The organism is Enterococcus sp. 1001283B150225_161107_E12 (assembly GCF_015556925.1).
Taxonomy (GTDB): Bacteria; Bacillota; Bacilli; order Lactobacillales; family Enterococcaceae; genus Enterococcus_B; species Enterococcus_B mundtii.
Genome location: NZ_JADNNI010000009.1, coordinates 1 through 14,460 on the forward strand (window position 1 = coordinate 1; position 14,460 = coordinate 14,460).

A 14,460-nucleotide genomic window follows, 5' to 3' on the forward strand; every position below is an offset into this window, starting at 1 on the left:
GTAGTTCCATAAATACGGAAACTAAAAACGTGAATGATTGAAATTAAATCTTCAACTAATTCCTGTTGTGGCTATAATCTGGGTTATAACATACAATAATCGTCATACGAAACTTTGCCCATGTTTTTAACCCGTACAAATCTATCTTTGGATGTGATATAAATGGTGTCTATGTTTCCCGCCATTACTTCGTCTAACAACAGACTCCATTTTTTGCGCTTGTAATTAAGACCACTGCCAATATCCACAAATACATCATCTAAATTTATGCCTTTTCCATTTACATAATTTCTCAAAAACTCCACTTGATTGTTCAAGTCATCTTTTTGTCCGACACTAGACACTTGAGCGTAAGCAATGTTCTTTTTGCCACTTGTTTTATTGCCTTTGATGTAAGTTAAATACTGGTCTTCTGTATACTATCTTCGATTTTTTGGTGTCCGATGTGCTTTTAACATACCATCGTTAGCCCAACGTTGTAGCGTTTGCACAGAACCCCCTAATCTTTCTGCCATATGCTTTGGTGCTCCATCATTATTTCTCCTCTCATAAAAACCACAGCACATAAAACTACTTTTGTGGATATTTGTATATAAAAATCACTGCTGTTTAGTTTCTCCTTATTCGCTCAATTTCTCTGGCATTTCTGGATCGTTGTCTTGAATAATGACATGAAAAGATACTGTCGTTTCTGTAAATGTATCTTTGACCGTCAAATAAACAGGGTAGGTTCCAGGTGTATCCCAAGCGATTTCTTCTATGATCTCAACATCTTCTATGCCTATCCTCTCTTCACGATCCGACACGGAGATCCCTGCTAATAAATCTGACTTTTCTTCGCCTACAATGATTCTCTTATCCTCTATCCCAGAAAATACAGGTGGTTCATTGATTACTTGGATGCTCCCAAAGGTTTTGGTGATGCCTCCATGTGTATCTTGGACTTGAAGAGGAAAACGATAGGTATTTAATCGGGAAGTGTCGATTTTCTCCCAAAATGGCAGATCGATTGCCACATGTAATTGCTCAACCGGATCTTCACGATCTGCAAGAACTAGTTTTGCTAGATAGCTTTCTTTATTCAGTTCACTAAATACAGGAAGAGTCATATGCGTATTTGTAATCGTCGGCGCTTCATTTGTTAAGTGAACACGGATCGTTCGCTCTGCCGCTCTTTTGCCATACCGATCAACGACATTCCCAATTCTTACGAAGTAGTTTCCTGGTACATAGGGGACAAGATCGGATGCTAAGATGTTTTCCGAAGTAAGATTGATGGCACCATCTTCTTGATCATTTACGGAGAAATAATCAAATAAAGAGAATGATTGATCAACAGGTAAAACGAGCTGGTTCGGCCCCGCGATTATTGGTGCTTCATTGGTGATCGTCATATTACTTATCAGCTTGGCACTTGCTCCAAATTGATCAGTCACAGAATAAATCACTTCATAACTGCCTTCTTTTTCTGTCTGGAGTGTGGTTTTCACTTGAATCTCTGCGGTCAATTCACCATCTTCTTCATCGTGAGCGGAAATGCCAGCCAATAAGTCAATACTTGAACCGATCGTGGCGTGATCACTTTGTCTTACTTGTTGAATGGTCGGGGAGTGATTAAACAGAAAGGTGACTGTCGCAACACTCACTTTCCCTTTTGAATCAGTTGCTGTGATCTGCATCACTTGATAGCCAGATTCGTTAGGATTGACGGGCGTATAATGGATCACTGGAACGGGATCACTTCCTTGAACAACAGTAAAATAGGTAAAGGGATCAATTGCTGTTCCTCTTGGTAAGATCTGCAATGGGTCGTTTACATGCACGTAGGGACTTTGCCAGTGATTGTCGCTCTCTGGAATTGCTACAACCTCCGATAGCGTAACTTTTTGTTCGTCTTCTGCGAGGCGATGCGTGAGATTGCTTCTTGATACTGAATTTTCTAGACTTTGAGGTACTGTTGTTGCTTCAAGGTAAGCGATCCTCAGCTGATTGGTTTCATCCTTGATCGTTGCTTCAGCGGGGAGAGTCAATGGTTTTCGAAATTGAGAAGCAAACTCAAACAACTGAGAAGAGTTCTCTTCTTTTTTCAGATGGCTCTCCTCTGGTGTTTTCACTTTGATTGCCTGTTTCGTTTTGTTTGAAGCGGGCCCCACTGTTGGTGAGACTTCTGTTTGTTGTGGTTTACAACCAGTAACTAATAAAACAACTGAACAACTGAATATGAACAAGCCAAATCTCATGTATTTTTTCCTTTTAGTCATTCAACCCACCCCTTTTTTGTTGATAGATCAAAACACCACTCACTCCTAGAAATAAGCTACCTAGCCCTACTAGAGAGACAGAAGTACGACTATTCGTTTTAGGTAAATTCCGAGTATTATCCTGCTTTTTCGCTTCTTCTTTTTTCTCGTTTTTTGGTGTATTGAAATAAACAGTCTGCTCTTGATTAGTCAGATCATCTTCACGTGCAACCTCATTTTCTTGTTCAGATTCGTAGTACAAAATATGAGTGGCAATCAGCTGATCATTGGCTTTTAGCGTATTGGCTTTCATTTCCAGAAAAACTTCAAACTGATCTTCTTTACTCTTTGCTGTGTAGGTTGAGATTGCTTCGTTGATGACTTCTCCGGTGTCACCTTTTCGGTACTGCGTCACTACGGTATACGTATGACCGACTTCAATGGCTGCTCCTTTGATCCAGACTACGTCTTTTAATTGATTGTCTTTGGTTGGGTCAAGCTCCTTGCTTCCATCGAGAGATGTGAACAAACTCGTCAATGCTAATTTTTCTCGTTCGTTATAGGCTTCTAATACGATCAACTCACCATCTTTTTCAACAGTTACTGTAAAGTCTAAAGGTTCTTCTAATGGTAAATACCCTTCTAATGGTTTTCCTTCAATAAATTGATAGGTGCCATAGGGCAAATCGCCTACTTCGATTCTCCCCTCATCATCCGTGAGATATTCTTCAATAAATTGAAGATTTTCCTCGCCATTTTCTGATTTTTCTACTTGATATAGGCCAAATGGTACTTGCACCAAAGGTTGTTCATTCAAGCGATCTCGTTTGATCAACTCAATGGGTTGTCTTGCTAAACGGTTAGGGACTTCTAAGCGAATCAATGCACTATGATTTTCCACTGTTACACTGAAAATCAATGGTTCTTCTAACGGGAGATAGCCTTCTGGCGCTTTGACTTCATGAAGCTCATAGCGATCCACGCCCCAAGGTAAGCTCTCAGTTGTCACTAATTCCCCTTTTTGATTCGTTTCAAAAATCTCAGTTTTTTCTGTATCATTCGGACGCGTCATTGCTACAAATGCCCCTTGTCCATCATTCGCCCAAGTATCAAAAATCTTGAATTGTGCGCCAGCATAGGGAATTTGTTGTCCTGTTTCTTGATCGATCTTGATGAGATGTACGCGTGATTCGATGATTTCATCTTCTAATAAAAAGAAATGTGTATAACCTTCCTCACTGATCGTCACTTCAAATGGTTCAATGATCAAATAGCCATCCGTTCCTTTTGTTTCAGCGATCGTATACGTGTCATAGGGTAAATCTATAAATTTAAAGTAGCCGTTTTTTTCAGTGACTTGGACAAATTCTTTTCCTGTGGTATGAGCGGTGGCTGTTAGTTCGATTCCTTCGAGTGGTGGTTTATGATTCGTTTGATTGGTTGTTAATGCGTGTAAAATTTCGAAGATAGAAGTGGGGATAAGAGGTTTTGAACCAAATTTATACCCTTCGACATGACCCTTGATGACGCGATCAGTGACTGTTTTACTATGGATAGCCACTGTTTCATTTTGTCCTGCGTAGGTCAAATGTATAGGGTAGATCGTCGGATCTAAGTTATAGCCTTTCGGTGGAATGGTCTCTTGTAAATAATAGGTTCCTAGTCTTAACCCTTTTAGCTCAGCTGATGCACTTCCATTAACCTCTTCCATCGTCAATTCCGCAACTGTTTCTCCGTCTTTGTCCGTTAATTTATAGACAGCTCCGATCAATTGGGCACCTCCTTGAGGCTGATTGCCTGTTTCTGCATCTTCTTTGATGACCATCAAATTAGCTGTCTGTTCTTGATTAGCTAATGTGATACTCGTCAATTCATTCACTTTGACAGTGACAGTCTGGGGCGTTGGATTTAAAACGTAGCCTTCTGGCGCTTTGATTTCTTGAATCGTAACAACCGTATCAACGAGTAGATCATGCCAAATAGCAACACCATCAGAATCTGTCGTCAATTCTTTTATCTGTCCATCCGCAGTCGTGAAACGAAAAACGGCGCCTACTAATGGTTGTTTTGTTTGTTGATCGACTTTGCGGATACCTGCATGTCCATATTTTTGCACGCGTAACTGAAAGGAAGTTCTTGTCAGCTGCGGCACTCTACCGACTACCATATTTTGTGTATAAGGATGTTGGTACACGACGATTGCTCCTTGATAACTACTGGGGATATGATAATCAAATGCGATCTCACTTGTCGCCGGCGCCTCTTTCGATGCAGTGACAGTTACTTGATTCCCTTGCTTTTCAATGGTTACTCCATTGATTTGTTGAACAGGCGATGAGCTATAATTCGAAAATGCTCCTGTTGTGTCGGTCAATGTTTGGCTTTCGCCAGCTTTTATATCCAATATTTGTCCATCAAAACTCGGTTGGGTATAGAACCGTTCCACTTGTTCCATCACTGTTCGTTTGAATGTTTGGTAATCGTTCATTGTCAAAACACCAGAAATACTGGTGGGGGTGATTCCTTGTTGCTCCCAAGCAAGGAGTTGAGTCATCAATTCTTTTTCCATCGTGTAGTTTGTCGCAATTACCCCATAGTATTTGATCAAAGAAATTTTCTTCAATAATTCTGTATTTTGAATACTTGAATTATACCCGCTATTTTCTCCGATATTCAGCGCTACTCCTTGTTCCAGACAAAGCGCAATCTCTCCCTTCACTCGCTTGCCGTACCAACCAATTTCTCTGCCACCATTAGATAGATGGATATCGATATGAGGGATATGGATTGCTGGATCAACAACGACACTTTCATTTGCAAATGGATCAGCCAATCTTGGAGAATGTTCATGGATCGCCGCTTCAATATAATTCGTCGAGCCAATAGTAATCAATTTCCCATTGGCCCTTTGGACTAATTGATAGTTTTTTTTGAAACTTGTCCAGCTATTATCTGGTGGGATTGTTTGTTCAGCTGTAAGTAAAGTTTGATTGGGGTCTGATGCAGTGATTTGTTGATACGTGGGGAGGTCAGGCAATGTTTCTGCCGAGACTGGTCTTACTTTCATTTGAAAAAAAATCGTGATTAAAATAATGATCGGTAGCATCAAAAATAGTGATTCAGAGGATTTCTTCATTCTTTGACTCCTTTCCTTAGTGAGATAAATCAACTGAGAACGTGATGTCTTCTCCTCGCACCTCCTTCACTATATAATTACGATTTTGGCGAGATTCTCCCAAAAAAATAGAAAAAAAAACGACCAATCAATTGATTGGTCGTCGCGTATTTTACGTCAAAACTCCTCAGCTTGTTTTAAGATTTGTTGGATTTCCTCTACTGTTTGGGCATCGCTCAATGCCATCACTTGATCGACATCGGAACAAAAAAAGGCAAGTTCTTGTAAACTTGTTAATTGTTGGTTTTCTCGCATGATCACTGCAAATAAAATCGTTGCGACTTTCTTTTCTTCGTCGATACCAAAGTCAACGCCATCAGGTACTTGGAACAAAAAAATACCCTCTTCAACAATCTGTTCATCTTTTGCTTTTCCATGTGGAAGTGCCACAAAGTTGCCGATATAGACACTTGCTGCTTCTTGGCGAGCAACCATCGCATCGATATATTCCTTTTGGATGACTCCTTTTTCAAGTAGTTGTTCACCAATCTGCTGAATGGCTTCTTGCCAGCTACCAAACTGTTGGTTCAACCAAATATGTTCAGATGAAATCTCAAGCATCAATAGAGCCCCCTTTATTTTTTTATTTCATCGATCAAAATTTTAGATAACAACTGATAGATGATTGCCTCATTTCCTGATCGAAAAATCTCAGTATTCAAATCATTCATGATCAATGCACCACTTATTTTTCCAAGTAATTTTCCAGTAGCTTCGTCAATAGGGGAAGGTGCTAGCATCACTAACATTCTTGATAAATCAACTTTCGTTTTGTCCATTCCCTCGATCTCCAATACTTGCTTCAATTGAAAAATACAGAATAAAGGTTCCGTGATCTCAGAACTAGAGGTATGGAAAAGCCCCATGTTGGTATGAGGTAACCCGATCGGCGCTTGTTGATATCTTTTCATTAAACGCTGATAGACTTTTTCTTTATCTTGGACCACCCCTGTAGGTAAATAGTCGAAAATATCCTTCAACGTAGCTTCTACTGTCGTTGGATTGTCTAATTCTTGAATGAAGAAATACTGGAGTAGCTGATTGATTTTACTCATCATCAACACCGTTTCTTCATAAGTATCTTCGATAACAGAAGGTTGATCAGCTAACCGGATATGTGCCGTTCGATGTGCTGTCAAACGAGCAAATTCTGCTTTTAATTGTTTGATTTCTTCTTCAAGAAGTAACGGTGAAACTAATAGATATTTCCCCTCATAGCCACTTAAGATCGAAGTAGAAATGACGAGATCATACTCTTCTTCTAAATTGATTTTCTTTAGATCAGCGATTCGATAAAAATGGATATGTTGAACAAATGGGAAGTATCTCTTTAGTTTTAACTCAAGCATACTTGTCGAAGCTAAGCCACTAGGGGAAAACCCGGCGATTTTGATCGTGCTGTCCTTTGGTGTTTTTTCTAATGAGTTCGCAAAGTGTAGAACCATATAAGCAATTTCTTCTTCGGATAGTTTCTTTTCTTGAAAAATCTGCTCGATTCCTTGACGGATGGCTTGGGCGATCTCTTGATACTGGACCATGATTTTTTCCAAGATTGGATTAGTCAATTGTTCTTCTTGAAGTACCGCTCGAGAAAATACTCCTGATAAATGGGTCAACAACATTTTGTAGAGTGTTTCATCTTGGTAGAATGGATTATTTGTTGCTTCACTGACTACTTGGATCAATTGTTTCACAAGATAAGCGAGTTGCGTATCAAATGTTTCTTCAAAGAAATCCTGATCAAAGGAATTCGAGAAATCATTTAATAGACTAGCAAAAAAGACGATTTCATTGACTGGATAAAGTTGTTGCGTTTCCTTAGCGATTTTAGAAAATAAAGCTTTGGCGATACGTAATAACTCTTTATTCACTAGTCCAGTGTAGGTTTCATTCGTCAGCACTTGATTTTTTTTGACACGGTCGATCGTAATGCTGAGTATCAAAACTAAATGTTCCAGTTTCCGGTCACTTAATTCTTTCTTTTGTTGAACCAATTCTTCTCGTACCACTTGACGCGCCAGTAATAAACTATCTGTCGTGATAAATTGAAAAAAGAAATTCGTTGTCGTATCAAATTCCAGCAAGTGAAAGATTTCATACGCATTGATTTCCAACTCTAAGATATTTGCGATCAGCAATCTTCGGTATTTTTCCGGTCCAGTGATTTCATAACCACGGTTACGAGTGATAGATAGCGGTAGCTGTTTCATACTGGTTTCAAGTTGCTTGATATCAGCATAAAAAGTCGTGTTACTAATCAAATACTTTTCTAAAAAATAACTTAAAGACAATGGTTCTTTCGTGAGTAACAGTTCTAATAAAATCGCATGTTGCCTTTCGATTGTCGATAGTTCCATCTCTTTTTCGTTCAGTAGTTGGCGCAGTTGTGTCATTGTTTCAGGTGTTGCTTCAATCGTAAATGACCCACGGGCTATTTTTTTCAGCGAAGCATTTACTTCCTCGAGCGATCGTTCTAATTGCTCCAACTCGCGGTATACAGTCCGTTTGCTGACACGTAAAACATTGACCATTTTTTGTATAGAAACAGGTGCTGGACTATTGATGAGTTCTGTCAATAATTCTTTTTCCCTTGGTGACAAATACATCTTAGTCCACTTCCTTTACTAAGGATAAATAAGTTTTGGTACTGACAAAATGATCAATGATCAACAAATGCTCCACTTGTTGTTGCAGTTGATACGCCTTTGCCATACTTTCATTCGCAAGATATACCACTTCTTTTTCGGGTACTAGGTCTTCGACGGCTGCTTTTTCTACAGATAGACCAACCTGATATTCCTTGGCTAGCTTCATTAAAATCGTCATCCCCATCGTTTGTGAACCTCGTCGATTTCCTTGGTATAAAAACACAACTCTGGTTCTAGGTTGTTCAACTTCTTGTTGTTTTTTGATCTGAGGTTCAATGTTTATTTCATGAAGTTGCTGCTTGATCAATGGTAGATACGACTCAACTTCTAAAAAATGATCGACAGCAATGATCTGACTTTCTTTGGCTTTTTCTTGCGCCAAAGATTGAAAGGCGCTTTGTACGATCACCAATTGTTTCTTGTGATTCGGCAGATCGTAAATCGATGTATAGCTTATAGGTATATCTATCCCTTGCGCATGCAGTTTTTTCTTCAAAATGGCTGCGCCCATTGCACTAGAACCCATCCCGGCATCGCAAGCAAAGATGATTTGGTTGACCGCTTCATGATTCATCAGTTGGCTCCTTTCTTGGAGGATTGATTCCACAGGTTTCGTTTTTTTCAATAACAGTATGGCACAAACAAATGTAGCAAGCGCACTGAGAATAATACCTAAAATGACACCTGCTAATTGTGAGGGTGGTGTATTCCCTAAAATAATCACCAATGAACCTGGTGAAACCGGAGCATTCAACCCACTAGCAAATAGTTGGAACACAAACGTTCCAGTCGCTCCCCCAACCATGACTGCAAAAAAAAGCGCAGGTTGCATCAAAACAAAAGGAAAATAGATCTCATGGATTCCTCCCACTGCTTGGATCATCAATGCTCCACCTGCTTTGACACTTTTTTCTCGATCACCAGCAAATAAAAATGCACTCAAAATCCCTATTCCTGGCCCAGGATTGGCTTCCATTAAAAATAAGATCGAATGCCCCGTATGTTGTGCCATCTCCATTCCTATAGGTGTCAAGATGCCGTGATTGATGACATTATTCAAAAATAAGACCTTTAACGGTTCCAGCACTAAACTGACTACTGGTAACAAATGTTGTTCAATGAGCCAATAAACAAAGCGTCCAACATAAGATAAACTACCTTCAACAAGTGGTTGGATGACCAGTATACCTAACAAACAGACAAAGCCACCGATTAGACCGATCATCAAATTATTCAGCAACATCTCATAGCCAGGCTTGATTTTCGGCGCCAACCAACGATCCGTCCAGTGAAAAAGACCACCTGTAATCAAACCGATAACCATCGCGCCAAATAGTTGTGGAAGATCAGAAACTACTATCATACCGATGACAGCAATCCCACCTGCTACAGCTGCTTTTTGATCAAAAATCTTTGCTCCAGAGTAACTGATCAAAATGGGCAATAACAGATAAATCAACCAGTCAGTAACATGGACAAGTGTTTGGTGCAAATCACCTGATACGATATTTGCTACAATCGATAACAAACCCCAAGCAATAAAAATACTTAGATTTGGTATGATCATTTGTTTGAAATAATGTAGTAATTGACGAAACCAGGTTAATTTCGCCACTGCATTAGCAGGAAGCGCATTCAAATTCTCCCCCACGTTGATCACCTGCCCTTTCTACTTCAGCAGACTGCGCTTATGCTTTTTTTCAGATAGCTCTATTCTAACAGTTTCCGTTATCTATTTTCCACAAAAAAAATTGGGCAAGTAACCGCAGTCACTTCCCAATTTTTTTAAAATAACACTTCTAACAAAATATCTTATATCAAAACAGTCATCGTTGCGGCTGCTAAGATAAGGACCAAGCCAATGATCGTGACAGTCATTTCTTTTTTCGTTTTCTTTTGTCCTAAGAACCAGATACCAGTCAAGGTTGCTAGAACAACAGAAGTTTGCGACAAGATGAAGCCCGTTGCCAAACCATTCATATTTGGTTGTGCAGAAATCAAATAGGTCAATGCAGCAAAGGCAAAAAAGAAGCCAGAAAAAATTTGTTTATAAGAAACAACTTCCGTAAATGCTGATTTTTCATGCCCTCTCATACTTAATACAGCGGTGTAGATGATCGCCACTAAGACCATCCCCATTGCTTGTGGCAAGAAAGCGTGCATTCCGTCGATGGTTGTTGCTTGAGGTGCTGCGGAATATGCCCAATACCCAATCTCTCCGACTGCTAATAATAAAACCGCTTTTTTCAGTAAACTGCTATTTTCTTTGGTTTTTTTCTCAGTCCAAACAGTCATCCATGCGCCTAAAATAATCAAGATCAATGCTAATCCACCAAGAATCTTCGCTGTCGTTCCTGGCCAATTGCCTAGCGCAAAAACACCCCATAATGAAGCCCCAAGTAATTGAAAAGCTGTGGTGATAGGCATTGCACGTGACGAGCCAATCAGTGTGAAAGATTGAAAAGTAATGATTTGAGCAGTCGCCCAGCCCACACCGGAAAGAATAGAAAAGACAAGATCCATTCCAGATGGCAGTGCTATGCCATTGATCAGGGCAAAAATAAGTGCGAATATCAAAGTTCCTATTGTTGATCCCAAAATCTGGTTCACAGGACGTCCACCGATCTTCGAAGCAATCGTTGGATAAAGTCCCCAACCTAGTAATGGTCCTAATCCGATCAATAATGCTGTTGCATTCATTTATTACATCTCCTTTTTTAGAATACGACGCCACTTTCTAACAAGATATTCGCATAAGGAGTCATCTCACCTGTGCGAATAAATGCGTGACAATTGTTTAACTCAGTTTTCATTTCACTATGCGGAATAAACGTGATCGGTGTCTCCGGCATTTCTTTTTGGATTTCTAAAAGAATGTCAGGATTCTCTTTTTTGATTTCCTCTGCTAGATAAATACGTTGCACCTCTAATTCTGACAACACATTGCGTAAGACTTCCATAAAGCTAGGAACCCCTTGCGTGACTGCTAAATCGATTTTTTCAGTGGTCATAGGTACAGGCATTCCTGCATCTCCAATACTTAATTTATCAAAATGTCCCATTTGTGCAATCACTCGTGAGATATCAGAATTGATTACTTTTGTTTTTTTCATTATTTGTTCATCCTTTCCGCAATCAGATTAATTCATGTTTATATGGAATAGACGGTTGAGCACCAAAACGTTGAACAGTCACAGAAGAGGCTTTATTACCATAATTGATTGCTTCTTCTAGGTTGCTGAAGTCTTTGGCTAATACACTGCTCATCGCGCCTATAAAGGTATCCCCAGCAGCCGTTGTATCCACTGCATGGACTTTAAAAGCTGGTACGATCCCACTAGCGCCGTCAGCAATATCATAATAAGCGCCTTTACTTCCGATCGTGATGATCACGGCTTCAATACCTAATCCATGAAAGACTTGTGCCGCCTCTTTCAGACTTTTTTCGTCGGTAATAGTGATGCCTGTTAAGATCTCCGTTTCTGTTTCATTCGGAATGATCATGTCTGTCACTGCTAATAACTCATCCGGAACATTTTCTAGCGCCGGTGCCGGATTCAAGATCGTTTTCACGCCAGCTTCTCGAGCGATTTTGAATGCTTCGATCGTTGGTTCTATAGCGCTTTCAAACTGAGCAATAATAAAATCACTTTTTTGGATGATTGTTTTGTTTTCTTGCACTTGTGTTACGGTAAACGCATTGTTTGCACCAGCATGGATCATGATACTATTTTCACCTTGGTCATCAACAATGATATACGCTTGTCCAGTCGCTTGATTTTCTAATGTCGCTACACCAGATAAATCGATTTCTTCTTGTTCAAGTAATTCTGTCATCGTTTTTCCTGCTTCGTCTTTACCCACTCCACCAATAAAGTAAGTTTTTGCCTCCGAACGTCTAGCAGCAACCGCTTGGTTAGCTCCCTTCCCTCCACCAGCTGAAAAAGTTTCTTTCGTATGGATCGTTTCTCCAGGTTTTGGCATATAAGTCACACGGATGGTTCGATCTAAATTGATACTTCCGATAACTGTAACAGTATTCATCGTTTTCCCTCTCCTTTAACAAGAAAATCATTTTAACGTTCTATTAAAACGTTTTAACTCTACGAGAAGAATATAACATATTTTGTAAGTGATTTCAACAAGCAACTTTTCAACTATAAAACTAACTGTAATTTGTACCTTCTTTGTTCTTATATCACTAGATCAATGATAGCCAATCACTGATCTAAAAAAAAAGCACCAACCAAAAATAGGAAGTCCATTTTCGGTTGGTACGCTTTATTGTTGTCGCTGAACCTAGCAACGACAGTTTTATCTTATTATTTTTTTCCTGGCTCAGAAGCGATGATCGAAAGTTCTCCTTGAACTTTCCACTCCGTGATATCGCTTGGTAAGATCGCACTTGTTCCTTTTTCTAATGGGTATGTTTGGTTGTCTATCACCAATTCTCCCGCACCATCAATAACTGTCATCAATGTATACGGTGCTTGTTTTTTAAAGGATGTGATTCCTTTGATGTCCCATTCGTAGACGTTGAAAAATTCTGTTTCTACGTAAGTGACGATCGAAGAGTTTCCTTGACGGATCTCTTTGATCTGTAATTCAGGAGCTTTTGCTGGTACTGTTGTTACGTCGACCGATTGTTGGATGTGTAATTCCCGAGTGTTTCCTTGATCGTCTTTGCGATCATAATCATAAACACGATAAGTCGTGTCTGAACTTTGTTGTGTTTCTAAAATCATGATCCCTTTACCGATTGCATGGATCGTTCCACTTGGTACGTAGAAAAAATCACCTTTTTTGACAGGAACTTTTTTCAATAAATCATCCCAGCGACTATCTTTGATCATTTCGGCTAACTCTTCACGTGTTTTTGCATGATGACCATAGATGATCTCTGCCCCTGGTTCGGCATCAATGATGTACCAGCATTCTGTTTTTCCTAGTTCTCCTTCATGTGCCATACCATAAGCATCATCCGGATGAACTTGGACAGATAGATCATCTTCTGCATCTAAGATTTTGATCAATAGCGGAAAAACTGGTTCTGTTGGATGGCCGAATAATTCCTTATGTTCTTTCCATAGATCATCTAGTTTCCAGCCTTTGAATGGGCCATTTTCAACGACACTCACGCCATGAGGATGCGCACTGATCGCCCAATCTTCCCCAATTTTATCATTTGGGATATCAAAGCCAAAAACACTACGTAAGCGACTGCCTCCCCAGATTTTTTCTTGAAAAACAGGTTTTAAAAATAATGGTTCTTGCATACGTCAAACTCCTCTCAATTTTCAATTGCTATTATAGCATTATTTTCAGTGTAACGCTTTCTCTTGTAAATAAATTTCAATGATTTCATCCCGACATTTTAGATATTCTTCACGATGATCGTTTGGATGCAGGCGATTGGATAGAAAGATGAACGCTTCTTGATCGATTGGGTCGATCAATAGAAATGTCCCTGTATAGCCTGTATGGAATAGTAATGGGTGCCCATCCTTTTTATCTTGTTTTAAATCCCATCCGAGTGAGCGACCACCTTTACCAGTTGGCGTATGATCAGCCAATAAGGAACGGATGGTTGCCTCTTCCAAAAAATGACCAGAATCTAACTTTCCGTATTGCAGATACATCCGGACAAACTTCTCACAATCCGCAAGATCAATAAATAGACCAGCATTACCTGCATGTTCTGCTAACACTCGTGCTTTTGGATCATGTGTCAAGCCATGGATCACCTCACCAGAAGGAAGTTGTTCAGTCGGAACGATCCGTTCTGAAGGACGTGGTAAGAATAAGCTATTCATCATTCCTAACGGTGCTAGTACTTGCTCTTCAAAAAGCTCGACCGCCTCTTCCTGGAAAATCTCCTCTAACATCAATCCTAAAAGAATCGTGCCTGCATCCGTATAGCGAACTTCGATTCCTAATTGATCGCCTGGTTGAAGTTTCAAATAAGCTTCAATCAATTCTGTTTGTGATAGATGATCTCGATCAGGAATAAATGTCTGGATGTCTGAGGTATGTGTCAATAAGTGGCGAATCGTGATCGTTTGATTCTCAAAAGTCGGCAAGTACGTATGCAAAGGTTCATCTAATTCAACTTTCCCGTCTTCGATCAATCGCAAGACAAGGCTTGTCGTTGCAATTACTTTTGTCAGGGAGGCTGCATCAAAGAGCAAATCTTCGGTCATTGGTCTGATTGTAGGAATGATCTGCGCATCACCTGCGATCACTTTTTCAATCTGATCCTCTTTCATAAAAGCAGCAACGACCCCTGGATAATATCCCTCATTCATTTTTTTTAGTATATATTCTTTCGTTTTAGCGTACATAGTTTCTCCTTATTCATCTATGGATATGCTTGTTTGCTCCCCAAGCATAATTCTTT

At 39.7% G+C, this 14,460-nt stretch carries 10 protein-coding genes and 1 pseudogene; all 11 read right to left on the reverse strand.

Annotated elements, in window-relative coordinates; genetic code table 11:
• Positions 1-566: pseudogene (locus tag I2F89_RS15765) on the reverse strand (IS607 family transposase); the annotation flags it as partial.
• Positions 567-620: 54 nt separating this feature from the next.
• A complete protein-coding gene (locus I2F89_RS08425; protein WP_229078086.1) occupies positions 621-2,261 on the reverse strand; it encodes an immunoglobulin-like domain-containing protein in 1,641 nt (546 codons plus the stop codon).
• Positions 2,254-5,376 carry an MSCRAMM family protein gene (locus tag I2F89_RS08430; RefSeq protein WP_195514194.1) on the reverse strand — a complete coding sequence of 1,041 codons (3,123 nt, stop codon included), beginning with the start codon at positions 5,374-5,376 and terminating at the stop codon, positions 2,254-2,256. The genes I2F89_RS08425 and I2F89_RS08430 overlap by 8 nt, the downstream gene beginning before the upstream one ends.
• 156 nt (positions 5,377-5,532) lie before the next feature.
• A complete protein-coding gene (locus tag I2F89_RS08435) occupies positions 5,533-5,976 on the reverse strand; it encodes a PTS sugar transporter subunit IIA (RefSeq protein WP_071867859.1) in 444 nt (147 codons plus the stop codon).
• A gap of 14 nt (positions 5,977-5,990) precedes the next feature.
• A complete protein-coding gene (locus I2F89_RS08440) occupies positions 5,991-8,021 on the reverse strand; it encodes a BglG family transcription antiterminator (protein WP_074799404.1) in 2,031 nt (676 codons plus the stop codon).
• 1 nt (position 8,022) lies between these two features.
• On the reverse strand, positions 8,023-9,630 hold the full coding sequence (locus tag I2F89_RS08445) for a PTS transporter subunit EIIC (protein WP_229078089.1): 1,608 nt from the start codon (positions 9,628-9,630) through the stop codon (positions 8,023-8,025).
• Between the two features lie 245 nt (positions 9,631-9,875).
• Positions 9,876-10,763: a ribose/proton symporter RbsU gene (rbsU, locus tag I2F89_RS08450; RefSeq protein ID WP_071867856.1), complete on the reverse strand. Its 888-nt coding sequence runs from the start codon at positions 10,761-10,763 to the stop codon at positions 9,876-9,878.
• Between the two features lie 17 nt (positions 10,764-10,780).
• Positions 10,781-11,176: a D-ribose pyranase gene (gene rbsD, locus I2F89_RS08455; protein ID WP_010736652.1), complete on the reverse strand. Its 396-nt coding sequence runs from the start codon at positions 11,174-11,176 to the stop codon at positions 10,781-10,783.
• Between the two features lie 22 nt (positions 11,177-11,198).
• On the reverse strand, positions 11,199-12,107 hold the full coding sequence (gene rbsK, locus I2F89_RS08460) for a ribokinase (protein WP_195514196.1): 909 nt from the start codon (positions 12,105-12,107) through the stop codon (positions 11,199-11,201).
• A 278-nt stretch (positions 12,108-12,385) separates the two neighbouring features.
• A complete protein-coding gene (gene manA, locus I2F89_RS08465) occupies positions 12,386-13,339 on the reverse strand; it encodes a mannose-6-phosphate isomerase, class I (protein WP_195514197.1) in 954 nt (317 codons plus the stop codon).
• Positions 13,340-13,384: 45 nt separating this feature from the next.
• Entirely contained in the window at positions 13,385-14,404 is a 1,020-nt protein-coding gene (locus I2F89_RS08470; RefSeq protein ID WP_074799400.1) for a serine hydrolase domain-containing protein, read from the reverse strand.
• Positions 14,405-14,460: the final 56 nt, after the last annotated feature.

Coding starts and splice junctions, on each gene's coding strand:
- rbsD (WP_010736652.1), bottom strand. CDS start 11,176: ATGAAAAAAACAAAAGTAATCAATTCTGATATCTCACGAGTGATTGCA.
- rbsK (WP_195514196.1), bottom strand. CDS start 12,107: ATGAATACTGTTACAGTTATCGGAAGTATCAATTTAGATCGAACCATC.
- I2F89_RS08445 (WP_229078089.1), bottom strand. CDS start 9,630: ATGATCATACCAAATCTAAGTATTTTTATTGCTTGGGGTTTGTTATCG.
- I2F89_RS08470 (WP_074799400.1), bottom strand. CDS start 14,404: ATGTACGCTAAAACGAAAGAATATATACTAAAAAAAATGAATGAGGGA.
- I2F89_RS08440 (WP_074799404.1), bottom strand. CDS start 8,021: ATGTATTTGTCACCAAGGGAAAAAGAATTATTGACAGAACTCATCAAT.
- manA (WP_195514197.1), bottom strand. CDS start 13,339: ATGCAAGAACCATTATTTTTAAAACCTGTTTTTCAAGAAAAAATCTGG.
- I2F89_RS08430 (WP_195514194.1), bottom strand. CDS start 5,376: ATGAAGAAATCCTCTGAATCACTATTTTTGATGCTACCGATCATTATT.
- I2F89_RS08425 (WP_229078086.1), bottom strand. CDS start 2,261: ATGACTAAAAGGAAAAAATACATGAGATTTGGCTTGTTCATATTCAGT.
- I2F89_RS08435 (WP_071867859.1), bottom strand. CDS start 5,976: ATGCTTGAGATTTCATCTGAACATATTTGGTTGAACCAACAGTTTGGT.
- rbsU (WP_071867856.1), bottom strand. CDS start 10,763: ATGAATGCAACAGCATTATTGATCGGATTAGGACCATTACTAGGTTGG.